The organism is Rheinheimera sp. F8 (assembly GCF_001518915.1).
Genome location: NZ_CP013656.1, coordinates 3,592,811 through 3,610,650, shown reverse-complemented (window position 1 = coordinate 3,610,650; position 17,840 = coordinate 3,592,811). Strand labels below are relative to the sequence as shown.

The 17,840-nt window shown below is 52.6% G+C and carries 15 protein-coding genes; 12 read left to right on the top strand and 3 right to left on the bottom strand.

Going from position 1 to position 17,840, the window contains the following annotated elements; translation table 11 throughout:
* Positions 1–27: 27 nt before the first annotated feature.
* On the bottom strand, positions 28–2,838 hold the full coding sequence (barA, locus tag ATY27_RS16090; RefSeq protein WP_208931619.1) for a two-component sensor histidine kinase BarA: 2,811 nt from the start codon (positions 2,836–2,838) through the stop codon (positions 28–30).
* 123 nt (positions 2,839–2,961) lie between these two features.
* Between barA and rlmD the strand changes: the two genes are divergently transcribed.
* The 3 genes from rlmD to mazG all read left to right on the top strand — a co-directional run bounded on the left by rlmD (position 2,962) and on the right by mazG (position 7,401).
* Positions 2,962–4,284, top strand: coding sequence for a 23S rRNA (uracil(1939)-C(5))-methyltransferase RlmD (rlmD, locus tag ATY27_RS16085; protein ID WP_208931618.1), 1,323 nt, complete (start codon positions 2,962–2,964; stop codon positions 4,282–4,284).
* Between the two features lie 25 nt (positions 4,285–4,309).
* Complete coding sequence (gene relA, locus ATY27_RS16080; RefSeq protein WP_208931617.1) at positions 4,310–6,499, top strand: GTP diphosphokinase; 2,190 nt, start codon at positions 4,310–4,312, stop codon at positions 6,497–6,499.
* Between the two features lie 80 nt (positions 6,500–6,579).
* Positions 6,580–7,401 (top strand): nucleoside triphosphate pyrophosphohydrolase, encoded by an 822-nt coding sequence (gene mazG, locus ATY27_RS16075; protein ID WP_208931616.1) that lies wholly within the window; start codon positions 6,580–6,582, stop codon positions 7,399–7,401.
* A gap of 22 nt (positions 7,402–7,423) precedes the next feature.
* On the opposite strand, the gene ATY27_RS16070 is transcribed toward mazG, so the two are convergent.
* Positions 7,424–8,626: a nuclear transport factor 2 family protein gene (locus ATY27_RS16070; RefSeq protein WP_208931615.1), complete on the bottom strand. Its 1,203-nt coding sequence runs from the start codon at positions 8,624–8,626 to the stop codon at positions 7,424–7,426.
* Between the two features lie 69 nt (positions 8,627–8,695).
* A complete protein-coding gene (locus ATY27_RS16065) occupies positions 8,696–9,769 on the bottom strand; it encodes an AraC family transcriptional regulator (protein WP_208931614.1) in 1,074 nt (357 codons plus the stop codon).
* Positions 9,770–10,009: 240 nt separating this feature from the next.
* Here ATY27_RS16065 and ATY27_RS16060 point away from each other — a divergent pair, with 240 nt between their 5' ends.
* The 9 genes from ATY27_RS16060 (at position 10,010) to ATY27_RS16020 (ending at position 17,835) form a co-directional block, all read left to right on the top strand.
* The gene (locus ATY27_RS16060) at positions 10,010–11,650 is read left to right on the top strand and encodes a CTP synthase (protein WP_208931613.1); all 1,641 of its coding nucleotides are present in this window, start codon (positions 10,010–10,012) and stop codon (positions 11,648–11,650) included.
* A 56-nt stretch (positions 11,651–11,706) separates the two neighbouring features.
* On the top strand, positions 11,707–12,999 hold the full coding sequence (gene eno / locus ATY27_RS16055) for a phosphopyruvate hydratase (protein WP_208931612.1): 1,293 nt from the start codon (positions 11,707–11,709) through the stop codon (positions 12,997–12,999).
* Between the two features lie 164 nt (positions 13,000–13,163).
* Complete coding sequence (locus ATY27_RS16050; RefSeq protein WP_244151339.1) at positions 13,164–13,841, top strand: hypothetical protein; 678 nt, start codon at positions 13,164–13,166, stop codon at positions 13,839–13,841.
* Positions 13,842–13,909: 68 nt separating this feature from the next.
* Positions 13,910–14,194, top strand: a complete 285-nt coding sequence (gene ftsB, locus ATY27_RS16045; RefSeq protein ID WP_208931610.1) for a cell division protein FtsB — start codon at positions 13,910–13,912, stop codon at positions 14,192–14,194.
* Positions 14,191–14,883, top strand: coding sequence for a 2-C-methyl-D-erythritol 4-phosphate cytidylyltransferase (gene ispD, locus ATY27_RS16040; protein WP_208931609.1), 693 nt, complete (start codon positions 14,191–14,193; stop codon positions 14,881–14,883). The genes ftsB and ispD overlap by 4 nt, the downstream gene beginning before the upstream one ends.
* Positions 14,880–15,365: a 2-C-methyl-D-erythritol 2,4-cyclodiphosphate synthase gene (gene ispF / locus ATY27_RS16035; protein WP_208931608.1), complete on the top strand. Its 486-nt coding sequence runs from the start codon at positions 14,880–14,882 to the stop codon at positions 15,363–15,365. Before ispD ends, ispF begins: the two co-directional genes overlap by 4 nt.
* The gene (locus ATY27_RS16030) at positions 15,362–16,426 is read left to right on the top strand and encodes a tRNA pseudouridine(13) synthase TruD (protein ID WP_208931607.1); all 1,065 of its coding nucleotides are present in this window, start codon (positions 15,362–15,364) and stop codon (positions 16,424–16,426) included. Before ispF ends, ATY27_RS16030 begins: the two co-directional genes overlap by 4 nt.
* A complete protein-coding gene (surE, locus tag ATY27_RS16025) occupies positions 16,427–17,179 on the top strand; it encodes a 5'/3'-nucleotidase SurE (protein WP_208931606.1) in 753 nt (250 codons plus the stop codon).
* The gene (locus ATY27_RS16020; protein WP_208931605.1) at positions 17,179–17,835 is read left to right on the top strand and encodes a protein-L-isoaspartate(D-aspartate) O-methyltransferase; all 657 of its coding nucleotides are present in this window, start codon (positions 17,179–17,181) and stop codon (positions 17,833–17,835) included. The genes surE and ATY27_RS16020 overlap by 1 nt, the downstream gene beginning before the upstream one ends.
* Positions 17,836–17,840 lie beyond the last annotated feature (5 nt).

Here is a 17,840-nt window from a genome sequence, read left to right as displayed (position 1 = left end):
AGGGCTCTGTTTTACTACAACCCTGTTTTATTGTGACCACTGCAGTGATTCGGCCAGTAAATCCTGCAACTGATCAGTCAGATCAAAGAGTTCCGGCTCCAGCTGTAACAGGCTGGCGCCGGTTTTTAACTGGGTTTCAATGGTTTCGCTCAGCGCTTTGATATGCGGCACGCCGGTATAACAAGTGGCGCCGTGTAGTTTATGCACCAGCTGGATCAGCGCATCACGCTGATTACTTTCCCGATACTTTTCTAAGTCTGCCAATGTCTGCGGCAGACTGGCCAGCAATAGTTGCAACATTTCCCGCGCCAGCTCGGTTTTACCGGCTGCGCGCTGCAATGCCAGCTCCCAATCGACATGCCGGCTTTGCGGCAAGGCCGGAACTTCGGCGACAGGCGCTGCTGTCGCATAAACTGGCTGCATGCTGGCCTGACTGAAAGCCGGGCAACATTCCTTCAGCGCATACTGCAGCATTTGTTCGTCCAGCGGCTTACTTAAAAACTCACAGAAACCCAGTCCCAGCAGCCGTTCGCGCTCACCCGGCAAGGTATGGGCAGTCACTGCGATGATCGGTGTATCCTCATTTAACGAGCTTTGCTGGATACGTTGGCAGGCACTGATACCGTCCATGACCGGCATGTTAATGTCCATAAAAATAATGTCGTAATGGACATGCGAAGCCAGTTGCCAGGCTTCTGCACCCTGACTGGCGGAATCGACGGATTCGACCAACTCACCAAGCAAGGTATTAATCAGTTTCAGATTGGCTTCGTTATCATCGACCGTCAGTACCCGTAAACGTGCTTTGGGTGCCGTCGGTGAGGGCAGTGCTACCGCCTGATGTTGGTTATAAGGCCGCGCCAAAGTGGCTGCGAGCTTACGCTGATGCGCCGGCTTGGCCAGACACGCCATAGCGCCGCTTTGTAGCAAGGCTTCCCGCAGGTTTGGTGACAACGAATTCACCAGCAGATACAGATATTGGCAATGTGGTTTAATTTGCCGGATCAGTTCGATGATTGGATTGAGCTGGTCCAGTGACACAGTGCGGCCAATCAGCGCGATATCAAACTGGTCCTGCTGCGCCAGCGCCTGTTGTAACTGGGCTGGTGTGGCACAGGCAGAGACCTGCATGCCCCAACTGTTTAATAAACTTAATGTTGATTCGCGCGAATATTGCTGCGGTTCAATGTACAACACGGTTTTGCCGGTTAACAATGCGACCGGTAAGGGTTCGCTGGCACTGAGCGGATGCGCTGGTAATGACAGGCTGAACCAGAACGTTGAGCCTTCGCTGGCTTTACTGTGAAAGCCAATCTGGCCGCCCATCGCTGCGACTAAGCGCTGCGAAATAATCAGGCCAAGACCAGTGCCGCCATAGCGTCGGCCAATGCTACCGTCAGCCTGGGCAAAACCATGAAACAACTGCTCCTGCTGCGCCGGTGCGATGCCAATGCCAGTATCCTGCACTTCAAAATGCAATAAAACCGCATCGTCTGTGCTGGACTGATGCTGCAGCCGGATCACGATGCTGCCGTGTTCAGTGAATTTAATCGCGTTGCCGGCAATATTCATCAGGATCTGATTAATCCGCAATGGATCGCCGATCAGCGAATCCGGCACATCGGCATCGATTTGCAGCGCCAGTTCCAGCTGCTTATCAAATGCATTGACTGATAACAGCTCGACCGCATCGTAGACCAGGTCGCGGATTGAAAAAGGCTCCGGATTGATTGGCATCCGGCCTTCTTCGAGCTTGGCATAATCCAGCACATCGTTCACCAGCGACAACAGGCTGTTGGCTGATTTCTGAATAGTATTCAGATAATCCTGCTGATGATGGGTCAGCTGGGTTTTTAATAATTGCCGGGTAAAGCCAAGCACACCATTGAGCGGGGTGCGCAGCTCGTGACTCATCTTGGCGAGGAATTCGGATTTAAGCCGGTTATCGTCCTGCGCTTTTCGTCTTGCCATATCCAGCGCGACGTTTTGCATTTCCAGCTGTTCCATGGTCTGTACCAGATCACTGGTCGACTGGTCGACTGCATGCTGCATCTCATCTTTATAATGTTTCAGCTCATTGGCCAGCTGATTGACACCAAGGCGCATCAGATCAAATTCGCCGATAAAAGGCTGATCCAGATGTTTTTCAAACCGGCCTTCGGCCAGGCGTTCAATTTGCAATATAAGCTGTTGCAGCGGCTGACTAAGCCGGCTCAGCAAGCGCAGGCTCAGCACTAATGCCAGGCTGAGTGCCAGCAATACCAATAAGATGGTCACCAGCATAGAACTTTGCTGCGCCAGCATCACCTTGTCTTTGTCGACCTGCACCAGCACATAACCGAGCCGGCCTTCGCTGGCCAGCAACCGGCTGGTTTGGGCGTCATTGCTGCGCGCGTTGAGTGCCAGCGCCTGGATCTCACTGATCTCCAGCTGGATTGGTGCCCGGATCAGTAAATAGCTGTCCTGCTGCACAATCTGCGGCTGGTCAGGTAACAGGGTTGTTGCCGGCAAACGTAAATCTGCGAAATCTTTATGTAAATTAGAGCTGGCGACCAGCTGATGCTGGTGGTCGAACACGGCAATGGTGCGCACCCGCGGCGAGTTTTTACGATGGCTGATATTTACTAATCGTTGCAGGTAGGCTTTGTCGTCGGCCAACAGGCCATAGGCCGCCGCGATGGCCAGCGGTTCGGCGATATTGCTCGCCTGATCGGCCAGATCACGCGATAAATCGGCGAAGCGCATATAACTGAAATACCCGCCAAGACCGGCGCTGGCCAGTAAGGTTGGTAATAAGGTGATTAGCAGGATCCAATCGCGTAAAGCAATTTTCGTCATCTGGGGCGCTGCTTGCTACAATGGGCTATCAATCATTTATCATGACATAAGCCCCGGCAAAATCCTATGGTGTTTTGTGCAGGAACTGGTGTCAATATCCTAGGCTGAGCCCGACCCGAAATTATGGTAAGCATCTATCAAACAAAGAAAAAATCCAATTTGCCACAACATGGTGCTGTGACGATCCAACGCTGGGATCACGAAGCGCAGGGCATCAGTACGCATCAGGGCAATATCTGCTTTGTCGATGGTGCTTTGCCGGGGGAACAAGTACAGGTCCGCTTCACCGAACAGAAAAAAGACTATAGCCGTGCTGTGGTACAAAAAGTATTACAGCCCTCAACGCTGCGGATCAAAGCTTTGTGTCCTTCGGCCGCACACTGTGGCGGTTGTCAGTTGCAATATCTGGCGCCGGAGTCAGCGCTGGCGCTGAAACAAGACGCGGTCGCTGCGCTGTTACAACATCAGCTGAAGCAAAGTGAATTGCCGTGGCAACCTGCGTTGTCGGCGGACGCTGCCGGCTACCGGCGTAAAGCCCGTATCGGCGTCTGGTTTGATAAAACCACTCAGCAATTTCAGGTTGGCTTTCGCCGGGCCGGCAGTAAAGAGATCCTGGACGTCCCCGAGTGTATGGTGCTCAGTCCGGCCATTGCCAGAGTGTTACCGGTGTTGCGCCAGACGCTGCCATCACTGAAACAGGGTAGTGCTGTGACGCATGCCGAAGTGCTGGATGCGGATGGTCAGGCCTTTGTGGTGATCCGCCATATCCGGCCGCTACCAGATACCGACAAAGCGTTGTTGATCGCCGCCTGGCCCGGGGCATTCTGGCTCGGCGAAGCAGAATCAAATCAGTTTGAAGCCTGGCAAGCCGATACGCCGGTGCCGCAGTATCAATTGGCTGCGGGTCAGGTCCTGCAATTTGATCCAACCGATTTTATTCAGGTGAACAGCCGGATTAATCAAGCCATGGTGACGCAGGCACTGGCATGGCTTATGCCAGAAAAGTCTGATCAAGTGCTTGATTTGTATTGCGGTATCGGTAACTTTAGTCTGGCGTTATCGCCACTGGTGGCGACAGTGACCGGCATCGAAGGGATCACCACAATGGTGCAGCGTGCCCGCGAAAATGCCACACTGAATGGCTATAGCAATTGCACCTTTGCCCAAGCTGATTTACATCTGCCGTGGAAAGGACACAGCTGGAATAAACCGGTTTACCAGAAAGTGCTGCTCGATCCGGCGCGTGCCGGCGCCGCCGGTGCAGTGGACGAACTGGTGAAGCTGAAACCGGCACAGATTTTGTACGTATCCTGCAACCCGGTGACATTCGCCAGAGACGCCCGTGTGTTGCTGGCAAATCGCTATCGCATCAGTAAAATCGGCGTGATGGATATGTTTCCGTATACCAGTCATCTGGAACTGATGGCTTTATTTGAACAGTCTTAACCGCTGTTAACGTTTCGAGGTACAGATGGTCACGGTCCGGCATTCGCACAGCACTGAATACAATGCGGGGGAAACCTCGGCCTGGTTGATTTCACTGGGACTGTCCGAGAAAAAAATAGCCTGTTTACTGGCCGCTGGCGATTGGCTGAATCAGCACGATTTGACCGAAGCCAGCTGCCCGCAGCTGCGCACCGGCTGGGAAATGGTCGAGATCCTGGCTGATTTGCGCATGGACAAAGATGCGCTGACGGCGGCGCTGCTGTTCCCGCTGGTCGAAGCCCAGTTGCTGGAATGCGAAGCGCTGGACACGCATTTTGATCCACCGGTGATCACGATGCTGACCGCCGTCAAACAGATGGAAGCGATCCGCACTATTCCGGTTGGACCCAATCAGACACCAAACACACAACAAGCCGACAATCTGCGCAAAATGCTGCTGACGATGGTTGAAGATGTGCGCGCGGTGGTGATTAAACTGGCAGCACAAATCTGTTATCTGCGTGATGTGAAAAACGCCGATGAAGAAACCCGCGTGCTGGCGGCCAAACAAACCAATGCTATTTTCGCGCCGCTGGCCAACCGTTTGGGGATTGGTCAACTGAAATGGGAACTGGAAGATTTAGCCTTTCGGTATCTGCACCCGCAAATCTATAAAAAAATCGCCAGCCAGCTGGAAGAAAAGCGCCTCGACCGTGAGCAGTACATGCGTGATTTTGTCCAGGCTGTGCGCGACCAGATGGTAGTGGAAAAGCTGGACTGCGAAGTCTACGGCCGGCCGAAACATATTTTCAGTATCTGGAAAAAGATGCAGAAAAAGCATCTGGCTTTTGATCAGTTATACGATATCCGCGCGGTGCGGATAGTGACCGATCGGGTACAGGATTGTTACGCGGCGCTGGGGGTAGTGCACACCAGCTGGCAGCATCTGCCGAAAGAGTTTGATGATTACATCGCTACGCCAAAACAAAACGGCTATCAGTCAATTCATACCGTTGTGCTAGGTCCACAGGGCCGGCCGATTGAGATCCAGATCCGCACCCAACAAATGCACGATGATGCTGAATTGGGGGTGGCGGCACACTGGCGTTACAAAGAAGGCGGTCCAGCCGGTCGAGAAGGCGCGCTGGACGAAAAAATTGGCTGGCTGCGTAAAATTCTGGCCTGGCAAGAAGAAGTGGTGGATTCATCACTGGCCGAGGAATTACGTAATCAGGTCAGCGAAGATCGGGTCTATGTGTTTACCCCCAAAGGCGATATCGTCGACTTACCAGTGGGTTCGACTCCGCTTGATTTTGCTTATTACGTGCATTCAAATGTCGGTAACCGTTGCATTGGCGCGAAAATCTCCGGCCGGATTGTGCCATTTACCTATCAGCTGAAGACCGGTGATCAGGTCGAGATCCTGACCGGGCGCGAACCGAATCCAAGCCGTGACTGGCTCAACCCAAATCTGGGTTATCTGAAATCGAGCCGGGCCCGCTCTAAAGTTCAATATTGGTTCCGCTTGCAGGATCGCGATAAGAATTATGCAGCCGGCAAAGAGTTACTGGATACCGAACTGGCCCGGCTGAATGTGCCGCTGGATCAGCCGGTGAAGCTGCTGCAGCGCTTTAATGTCAATTCGATGGAAGAGTTGCTGGTCGGTATTGGCGGCGGCGAGATCAAAGTCACGCAAGTGATTAATTACATTCAAAGCCTGCACAATAAACACGACGTACCTGAAATTGACCCGCGGCTGATCTCCAAGCCGATGCAGACCCAAAGCAAAAGCCATGTCGTGGTACAGGGCGTCGGCAACCTGTTAACGCATATGGCGGGCTGTTGCCAGCCGTTGCCCGGTGACGCCATCATCGGTTATATCACCCAGGGCCGCGGTATCGCCGTGCACCGCGATGACTGTGATCAGTTCAAAAACTTGCAGGAACAACATCCTGAGCGGGTGGTTGAGGCGGCCTGGGGCGATCAATATGCGTCGGGTTATGAAGCCAGCATTCGCATCGTGGCACATGATCGAAACGGTTTGCTGCGCGACATCACCAGCATTCTGGCCAATGAAAAAGCCAACGTGTTGCGGATGAGCAGTAACTCTGACGTCGCGCGCCAGACCGCGACCATTTATATGACGCTGGAGCTGTACAACCTCGACTCACTGAACAAACTGCTGACCAAAGTTAGTCAGATTGACGATGTGATTGAGGCCAAACGCTCGCAGTAACCCAACAGCTGTAGCTTTTGCCCTTGCTGATAGCGGACGGGGCAAGAGCCGCTCGCGCGAAGCTCCCGGAAACGAATCTGATGTCAAAAAATATCAACGACTTACTCGCTATTATGGCGACTCTACGTGACCCGCAGCGCGGCTGTGCCTGGGACCAGGCGCAGACCTATCAGAGCATAGTGCCTTACACACTGGAAGAAGCCTATGAAGTGGCTGACACCATTGAGCGCGGCGCTATCGATGAGTTACCCGATGAACTGGGTGATTTGCTGTTTCAGGTGGTGTTTTACAGCCAAATTGGCAAAGAACAAGGCCGTTTTGGCTTTGACGACTGTGTCAGCGCCATTTGCGACAAGCTGATCCGCCGTCATCCGCATGTATTTCCGGATACTTCGGCAAAAACCACCAGTGCAGCGCCAGCCGATGCCACCAGCGCGTTACAAGGCTGGGAAGCGATCAAAGCAGCTGAACGTGGTGATCAGGGACAGCACAGTGTGCTGGACAATGTGCCCGGCGGTCTGCCGGCACTGACCCGGGCTTATAAGTTACAAAAACGCTGTGCCAGTGTCGGTTTTGACTGGCCGGATTTAACCGGTTGCTGGGACAAAGTGCGCGAAGAGATGGCTGAAGTCGAAGCAGAAATGGCCGCGCCACAACAAGATCAGGCGGCGCTCGCTGAAGAGCTTGGCGACCTGATGTTTGCGCTGGTGAACGTGGTGCGTAAAGCCGGATTTCAGCCGGAAACTTTACTCAGAAGTGCCAATCAGAAATTTGAACGGCGCTTTCGCCAGGTTGAAACCATCATGGCAACACAAGCTGAGCCAGTTGGTGTTGCGACCTTGACACAAATGGACGCGGCCTGGGAGCAGGTAAAGCAGTCAGAGCGGGAGCGCTCTGACTGATAGGGACTATTTCCGCCAGTTTTTAATGAACCGGTGTTGCAGCGCGTTGGTCCTGCTGCAGTAACGCAATGATCGCTTTGGCAACGCCTGCAGATGATTGAAAGTTAGTGCCGGTAATTAAACGGCCATCGACTTCGACATAAGCCGCCCCTGCTTTGCCATGGCGAAACAGGCCGCCACGCGATTCAATGGTTTGCTGGATCTTAAATGGTAATTGCTGGTAATAAGCCGCATCCTGCTTTTCAAAGGCGTCCGGGTAGCCGGAGACGCGTTTGCCTTTCACCAGATAGTGCCCGTCGGCAGTTTTCAGGTGAACAATCCCCGCAGTGCCGTGACACACTGCAGAGATAATGCCTTGATGTTGCTGATAAATATCCATCACCAGCTTGGCAATATGGCTATCTTCCGCGACACCGTACATGGCACTGCTGCCGCCAATGTAATGCACAGCACGATAGTCGGCGGCGTTTAATTCAGCAGCTGTACGCGTATGTTTCAGCGCCTGCATAAAGTCTTGGCTGTACAAATGAGCTTTTTGCAGCGGATCAGAGGTATCGATATAAGCGAGCGGCACAGCGCCACCAGCCGGGCTGATAAAATCGACGGTAAAGCCGGCTTGTTTAAACTCGGCATACGCATTGACGATCTCTGAAAAGCTGGCACCGGCCGGCAGCTTACTGCTGCCATGAAAGTGGGCGCTGGATAATATAAACAAAATGCGCTGGCCGGACTGCACCGACTGTTGTTGCGTCGCGGCTTTGCTGATGATTTGCCACTGCTGATTGATACGCTTGAGCAGGAACACATCGACATAACGTTGCTGCTTCTGTGGCAACAAAATTTCCGCTTTGGCGGTGGCGATATCACCATCGACTTCGATACTGAGGATCTCACCAATCCGGCCATTAAACTGGCCGGCTTTCGCCGCGGGGAACCAGGATAAATAGTCGCTTAGCGGCACTTTCCAAAATGGTTGATTGGCTTTTGCCAGCAGCAGGTCGGCTTGTGGGTGAAACGCCTGACTAATTCGGCTCTGCTGATTGTATGAGGTGCCTTGCAGATAATGTTCTAAGGTCTGGCGGATCGCCAGGTGATCCTGGCTGGTCGATGCAGCGGGTACCACTACAGCGCTACTCTGCGCCGCGACGAGGGGCACTGCCGGCCCGGCAAAAACAGCCACCGTCGTCAGCAACAACAGCAATAAATAAAAACAGATATTTCGCATAACTTCTCCGTAAAAACAGGGTGATAAACAGCCTGCTCAGGGTAACGGTCAAAGTGTGCTGCGACAGCCTCAGGACATAGTTCCGGATTCCGGATTGATAGTTTCGGAAGTCAAATCCGGCAGGGATTGTTTGTAGCGCGCCGGCGTGATGCCGGTAAACTTCTTAAATGCGGCATAAAAAGTCGACAGTGAATTAAAACCGGATTGCTCCGCCAGCGTTTGCATCTTCATCACCGGCTCAACGGCCATCAGGGTTTTGGCATGCTGGATCCGCCAGTGATTGACATAGTCCGGGAAGGTTTGCGCCAGATTGTCATTGAGTAACTGCGATAAACGGCTACTGGGCCAACTCAGTTGTTTTGCCAGTTTGGGCATCGTCAGATCTGCGTTCAGGTATGGCTGGCGGTGTTGCATCCATTCCTCCAGCTGACTAATCAATGGCCCGGCGTCGGCAGGCAATAGTTTTTTATTGGCATAAGCTTCTGTTGTCTGCGGCATTGGCTTATCGCGATAAAATACGGTCAGGACACTGAAACACAACAGCACGCTGAAGGTCAGGGCACCGCTGATGTAAGACGTATAAGATGCGAAATAAAATGCCGACCAAATCAGCCCATTGCTCAGAATCATCAACAGCAGTGGCCGGTATTTTGCCGAGGTCAGAACTAGCGAGTTGCCGCTTCGTTGCTGTGTTCGCCATACCAACAAGACAGTCAGTCCGATATAGAACAACCAGCTGTAGTTAATCACGCGGTAGATAAGACCACCCCATAACTGCGGGTTGTCGTGGTAAGGCCATAACACTCCGGTTATGACGACAACAAAAAAAGGCAACGTGAGTTGCCATTGCAGGCCGCGCCATGAGGCGTCAGGCCGGCAGATACTCTGGCAGTAACAATACAAGACAGGGCCAATCATCCAGCAGGCTGACAGGCCCAGCTGCAGAATTTGTTTACCAATATCCGGATTAAAATAGAACAACACCGATTTCAGCACCCGGACACTGAGCATCAACAGCAGCAGCGCCAGCAGCCGATAAGTTAACCGGTCTGTGCGGTGGCAGAAAAAATAAGTCGCCAACAGCAAACCATTCAGGCCGCCGATCGCGCTGCACATCAGTAAAAGTTGGTCGGAAATCGTCATACAAATCGCTTTGAAATAACCCGCCGCATTTTTATCACAGTTTAATGGCGTTGTTGCGGTTTTGTAATGCCCGGACCGGGCAAAGAAGCAATCTGGCATTTTGATTGAGCAGACTGCCGGTCTTTGTTATACTTTCCGCCCGTCCTGATACCAATAATCTTACCGTCCGGAACAAGCTGCTTTGCTGCCGGTGTGTATTGGCTATTGGTCCATTAAATTCAACGTTGTCTCAGGGGTCTCATGACTACAAGATACATCTTCGTGACGGGTGGGGTTGTCTCATCTTTAGGTAAAGGCATTGCAGCTGCATCATTAGCGGCAATTTTAGAAGCACGTGGCCTGAAGGTAACGATCCTGAAACTGGATCCGTATATCAACGTCGATCCGGGCACCATGAGCCCTATCCAGCACGGTGAAGTGTTTGTCACCGAAGACGGCGCCGAAACCGACTTAGACTTAGGTCACTACGAGCGTTTCATCCGCACCAAGATGACCAAGCTCAACAATTTCACCCAAGGTAAGATTTATTCTGAAGTGCTGCGCCGCGAGCGCCGTGGCGATTATCTGGGCGCGACTATTCAGGTCATTCCGCATATCACCAATGAAATCAAAGCCCGGGTTGTGGCTGGTGGTGAAGGTTATGACATTGCCATCGTTGAGATTGGCGGCACTGTCGGTGATATTGAATCACTGCCGTTCCTGGAAGCTATTCGCCAGCTCGGCACTGAAATCGGCCGTGAGCGCGCGCTGTTTATGCATTTAACGCTGGTACCATATTTAGGTACTGCCGGCGAAATCAAAACCAAACCAACCCAGCATTCGGTCAAAGAATTACGTTCGATTGGCATCCAGCCGGATATTCTGGTATGCCGTTCCGACCGGGCTATTCCGACCAATGAAAAAGCCAAAATTGCGCTGTTCACCAACGTGGAAGAGCGTGCGGTCATTTCATTAAAAGACGTGTCCAGCATTTACCAAATCCCGGCGCTGCTGAAATCTCAGGGCCTCGACGATTTAGTGGTTCGGCGTTTCTACTTAAATTGCCCGGAAGCAGACCTGACCGAATGGGAACAGGTGCTGTATCAGGAAAGCAATCCGACCGGCGAAGTCACCATTGGTATGGTTGGCAAGTATGTCGAATTAAAAGACGCGTACAAGTCAGTGAACGAAGCATTAAATCACGCCGGGCTGAAAAACCGTTTAACGGTCACGATCAAATATATCGATTCACAGGATGTTGAAACCAAAGGCCCGGCTATTCTGGCTGGTCTCGACGGTATTCTGGTACCGGGCGGTTTCGGCGAACGTGGTGTCGAAGGCAAAATTATTGCAGCGAAATATGCCCGCGAAAGCAAAATTCCATACCTTGGCATTTGCCTGGGCATGCAAGTGGCACTGATTGAGTTTGCCCGCAACGTGGCAGGCCTTAAAGGTGCTCACTCAACCGAGTTTAATAAGGACACGCCTTACCCGGTGGTTGGTTTAATCACCGAGTGGCTGGACAGCGCAGGTCAGGTCGAACTTCGTACTGACGATTCCGACTTAGGCGGAACTATGCGTCTGGGCAGCCAAAACTGTAACCTCAAGGCCAATACCAAAGCCCGCGAAACTTATGGTGCGGACATCATCAGTGAACGTCACCGCCACCGGTATGAAGTGAACAATCACTTTATTCCGAAACTTGAAGAGGCTGGCCTGATTATTTCTGGTTTATCTGCGGATAATCAGTTAGTGGAAATGATTGAACTGCCGAACCATCCCTGGTTTGTCGCCGGGCAATTCCATCCGGAATTTAACTCGACGCCACGCGACGGTCATCCGTTGTTCCAGGGGTTTGTCGCCGCAGCATATAAATATCAGAAGCAACAAACGACCAAATAATCATGAAGCCGCGACCTCGATCGCGGCTTTTTTGCTTTGGTCTACAGGGGAATAACATGTCTGAAATTATCAATATCGTCGCCCGTGAAATTCTGGACTCGCGTGGCAATCCGACCGTCGAAGCCGATGTATTTCTGGCCAGTGGCGTGATGGGCCGTGGTTGTGCGCCGTCAGGTGCTTCAACCGGTACCCGCGAAGCGTTAGAACTGCGTGATGGCGATAAAAGCCGTTATTTAGGTAAAGGCGTCCGTACTGCGGTGGCCAATATCGATGGTCCAATCAAAGCGGCATTAATCGGTCAGTCTGCTTATGAGCAGGCAAAAGTCGACCAGATCATGATCGATCTGGATGGCACTGAATCGAAGTCTAAATTAGGTGCCAATGCGATTCTGGCAGTGTCTTTAGCAGTGGCCCGCGCAGCCGCAGCTGATAAAAAAATCCCGTTGTATCAGCATATTGCTGACCTGAACGGCACGCCAGGCGTCTACTCTATGCCGGTTCCGATGATGAACATCATCAACGGTGGTGAGCATGCCGACAATAACGTCGACATTCAGGAATTTATGGTGCAGCCAGTGGGCGCGAAGTCATTTGCTGAAGCACTGCGCATGGGCGCTGAAATCTTCCACCAACTGAAAAAAGAACTGCACGCGCAGGGCTTAAACACTGCTGTTGGTGATGAAGGTGGTTTTGCACCGGATTTAAAATCAAACGAAGAAGCGTTAACCGTGATCTCTAAAGCCGTGACTGCTGCTGGTTATGAGCTGAATAAAGACATCACACTGGCGTTAGATTGTGCCGCCTCTGAGTTTTACCATGACGGCAAATACAAACTGACCGGCGAAGGCAAAGAGTTCACGTCGTATGAATTCAACGACTTCCTGGCAGGTTTAGCTGAAAAATTCCCGATTATCTCAATTGAAGATGGTCTGGATGAATCAGACTGGGATGGTTGGAAAGACCTGACCAACAAAATTGGCGATAAAGTCCAGCTGGTCGGTGACGACCTGTTTGTCACCAACACCAAAATCCTGACCCGTGGTATTGAGCAGGGCATCGGCAACTCAATTCTGATCAAGTTCAACCAAATCGGTTCTCTGACGGAAACTTTAGCGGCGATCAAAATGGCGAAAGACGCGGGTTTCACTGCGGTGATTTCCCACCGGTCTGGCGAAACTGAAGATGCCTTTATTGCCGATTTAGCGGTAGGTACTGCCGCCGGTCAAATCAAAACTGGTTCATTATGCCGTTCTGACCGCGTATCGAAGTACAACCAGTTACTGCGGATTGAGCAGGAACTGGGCACAAAAGCACCGTACCGTGGCCGTTCTGAAATCAAAGGCCAGTGATCCACTGACTGAGTCACAGAGCCGGCAATTGCCGGCTCTTTGCTTGTTGGACCTGTGATCCGGGCGACTGTTTTTGCGTTTAACGATCGGGCAAAGCGCGAGTCAGATCGCTGGTCAAAGCGCTGGTCAAAGTGCAGAGGGTTGGTTAACATTCAGTCATGACGATGCAAAATCAGCTTTGGTTTAATCCGGAGCAATCCCTGACCTATGCTGAGCTGTGCAATACCTTGTACGAGCGCGAATTGGCACGTCTGGCACTTTCGCCGCCAGAACAACTGGCATTTTTGCCACGCCGACTGAAAAGCCTGCCGTTTTATGTACGCGAAGCCGCCACGTTAATCCTGCAATATCCTTCGCCGCTGACACTCGACAGTCAGAATGCCTGCTGGTTACACAGCCAGAGCAAACAATGTCCGGTGCCGCATGTCGACGAATCTGCCAGTATTTTCAGTTATTACAGTAAATCGGCGAAGTTAGGTTTGTTAGTGCCGGTTTATGTGCAGCCACATGGCGCGCAGCAGCAAGGCGTGCAACAGATTGTGCTGGATTCCGTAGATGAAATAGACCGTGAAGGTCAACGTATTCATTGCAATGAACATGGCTGGTTTGCCTTGGCTGGCTGGCCACAAGAACCTGATAATCAACATAAATTATTGTTAAAACCCAGTAAGGCGGTGCTGACTGCGGTTTGTTGTGGCCACCAGTGGCGCAACGGAGAACGGAAAACTCCACGGCTGTTAAGCCTGCGCGAAATGCTGCTGGCGAGCCGACTGAACTGGCAGAATTTCGCTAAACCCCATGCCTCCAGACCGGACGAACTGCGTCCAGCCCGCGTAAAATAAGCCATCAGGGCTTTTCAGCCGGATCTCAAGCCTGCATAATACCAACAGAGTGCGTCTTTGGATTTGTTATGAGACTGTTAATCATAATGCTGTTTGCGTTGGTGTGTGCGCTGCAATACCGTCTGTGGTTTGGCCCGCACAGCGTGAAAGAGTATTTTAAACATCAGGAAGAGCTGAAAGTGCATTTAGCCAGCAACTCAGAGCTGGAAAAGCGCAATAAAATGCTGATGGCTGATGTCGCAGATTTACAAAGCGGGCTGGACTCCATCGAGGAGCGTTCGCGCAACGAACTGGGCCTGATCAAACAAGACGAAGTGTTTTTCCGTCTGGTGGCACAGCAGGACAAAAAATGACCATAGCCATGCTGATCCCGGCGGCCGGCGTAGGTAGCCGGATGCAGGCTGACCGGCCAAAACAATATCTGACACTGGCAAACCAAACGGTGCTCGAGCATACCGCCGGAAAATTACTGGCGTTGCCGCAAACCTCCCGCTTATTTCTCGCGTTGTCGCCGCATGATCCTTATTTTGATGCCTTGCCGCTTGCGGCCGATGCGCGGGTTTGCCGGGTCAACGGCGGTGCAGAGCGCGCTGATTCGGTGCTGGCCGGCCTTGATGCGATAGATGCTGCGCTATTTCCCTGGACTCTGGTGCACGATGCGGCAAGACCGCTGGTCCAACTCAGCGATATCCAGCAGTTGATTGAAATCTGCCTGAGCAGTGGGCTGGGTGGCATTCTGGCCAGTCCGGTGCGCGACACGATGAAACGCGGACATGTACCCGGCCATGGCCCGAGCCTGGTCGAACATACCGTTGAGCGGCGCCAGCTCTGGCATGCATTAACGCCACAATTATTTCCGACAATATTATTACGTGACGCATTGCGCCGCGCCCTGGCGGCCGGAGTCGCTATCACTGACGAAGCTTCTGCGATGGAGTGGGCGGGTCATCCGGTGCAGTTGATCGCGGGGCGCGCAGACAACCTCAAAATTACTCAGCCAGAAGATTTAGCTCTGGCTCGCTTTTATCTGGAGCAGGCATGATCCCTTTTCGAATTGGCCACGGTTTTGATGTGCACGCTTTTGGCGGCGAAGGCCCGGTGACGCTGGGTGGCGTCAAGATTGATTATCCACAGGGCTTGCTGGCGCATTCAGACGGTGATGTGGTGCTGCATGCGGTTTCTGATGCTTTGTTAGGTGCGGTGGCGCTGGGCGATATTGGTCATCATTTTCCTGACACTGATGCCGCATTTAAAGGTATCGACAGCCGGATTTTGCTGCGTAAAGTTTTTGCTGATGTCAAAGCGATGGGATATGCCATTGGCAACCTGGACGTGACTATTATGGCGCAGGCACCAAAAATGGCACCGCATATCAATGCGATGCGTGCGGTGCTGGCGACAGATCTCGACACTGAACTGTCACAAGTCAACGTCAAAGCCACCACCACCGAAAAACTGGGTTTTGTTGGCCGAAAAGAAGGCATCGCGGTTGAAGCCGTAGTGCTGCTGGTGAAAACTGTATGACCGGTCAAAGCGAAAAAATCCAGTTTCCACCTTTGGCCTACCTGTACGGTGAACCCAGTTGTCGCGCGTTATTGCGTAGTAGCCCGGAAGATTTCATCGTCGATGAAGAACTCAGTTTCACCCCGACCGGTGCCGGTGAGCATTTATTGCTGCAAGTCGAAAAAATCGGCCAGAACACGCAATATGTCGGCAAACAAATCGCGGAAGCCGCTGGTATCAAGTCCCGACTGGTTAGTTACGCCGGCTTAAAAGACCGCCACGCTATTACACGCCAATGGTTTTGTTTGCCGGTGCCAATCAAACAGGAACTGGATTACAGCCAATGGCAGATTGAAGGTGTGCGCATTTTGCAGTCGGTGCGTCATCAGCGCCGGTTAAAAATTGGCTCGATTAAACAGAATCACTTCCGTTTGCGGCTGCGGAATGTTTCTGATGTCGCCGAGCTGGAACAGCGGCTGCAATTCATCAGTGCCGGGGTGCCGAATTATTATGGCGAACAGCGCTTTGGCCGTGAGGGTGGCAATCTGCAGCTGGCCGAGCATCTGTTCAGTGGCGGCAATATCAGTGACCGGCAACTGCGCGGTCTGGCGTTATCAGCCAGCCGTTCGATGTTGTTTAATCAGCAAGTGTCGCAGCGTTTGCAACAGTTGGGTTTCCTGACGTTATTGCCCGGCAGTGTCGTCCAACTCGACGGTTCCGGCTCGGTGTTTCAGGTCGACCCGGCAGATCAGGACATTCAGCGCCGCCTCAGTGAACACGACATTCATCCGACCGCCATCTTGCCAGGCATTGGTAAAGTGTTGGAGCAAGGCGAAGCGCTCGACTGGCAACTACAGCAATTAATGCCATGGCAGCACTGGGTTGATGGGCTGGTCGCGCTGAACGTCAATACCGAACGTCGTGCGGTGCGCTTGGTGCCAAAAGCGCTGAGTTATCAGTGGCTGCATGATACACTCGAACTCAGTTTTGCCCTGCCAGCCGGCTGTTTTGCCACGTCGGTGCTGCGGGAACTGGTGAATTATCAGGATATCCGTCGGGATATCGCAGTTCTGGAGTCCTAAATGCGGATATTGCTCAGTAATGACGATGGCGTCTATGCCAAAGGCATTTTGGTGCTGCAACAGGCATTGGCCGAGATTGCCACAGTCACCACGGTCGGTCCTGACCGAAATTGTAGTGGTGCCAGTAATTCGCTGACTTTGCTCAATCCGCTGCGTACGCAGCAACTGGATAATGGCTTTATTGCCGTAAACGGCACGCCAACGGATTGTGTGCATCTGGCGATCAGTCAGCTCTGTGACAAAGCGCCGGATTTAGTGGTTGCCGGCATTAATCACGGCGCCAATTTAGGTGACGATGTGTTGTATTCCGGCACTGTCGCCGCGGCCACTGAAGGCCGGCATCTGGGACTACCCGCCATCGCAGTGTCGCTGGCCAGCCGGGATGAGGAGCATTTCGCGACCGCTGCTTACGTCACCGTCAAAGTCATTCAGCAGTTAAAATCGCATCCGCTGCCGGCCGACCAAATTCTTAATATTAATGTACCAGGCGTGCCACTGAGCGAACTCAAAGGCATCCAGGTGACGCGGCTGGGCCGGCGCCACAAAGCCGAGACCATGACCAGTACCACAGATCCGTGGGGTCGGCGTATTTTTTGGTATGGCTCTTTGGGGCCTGAACTCGATGCGGGCGAAGGCACCGATTTTTATGCCATTGCCAATGGGTATGCCTCAGTCACGCCGCTGCAAATCGACATGACCGCCTACCGCAGTTTGCAACCTCTGCAGCAATGGCTGGAAGGGATCCGACTCTGATGGCCGTGGCAACTTCCAGAAGTGCGCAGGTTTTAGCGCAAAAATTACACACGGATGGGATTAAATCTGCTGAAGTGCTGCAGGCGATAGCTCAAACGCCGCGCCATCATTTTGTTGAAATGGTTTTGGCGCATAAAGCATATGAGAATACTGCGCTGCCAATAGGTCAGGGCCAGACTATTTCCCAACCTTATATAGTGGCGCGGATGACTGAGTTGCTATTGCAGGGCAATAGTGACGGCACGCCGTGGCAGCCGAAAAAAGTGTTAGAGATTGGCACTGGTTCCGGTTATCAGACCGCTATTTTGGCGCGATTGTTTCCGCAGGTCTGTACGGTGGAACGGATTAAATCTTTGCAGTTCCAGGCCAAGCGCCGTTTACATCAGCTGGATTTGCACAATGTCGCGATGAAACATGGTGACGGTTGGCTGGGCTGGCACAGCAAAGCCCCGTTTGACTGCATCATTGTGACCGCAGCACCGACCCAGGTACCGGATGCGCTGTTACATCAGCTGGTCGATGGTGGCCGCCTGGTGATCCCGGTTGGCGCGCAGGAGCAGATGCTCAGAGTCTATACCCGGGTGCAGGACAGTTATCCGTCGACCGATGTTGAAGCGGTGCGTTTTGTGCCACTAGTGCCAGGCGAACTGGCCTGATCGTT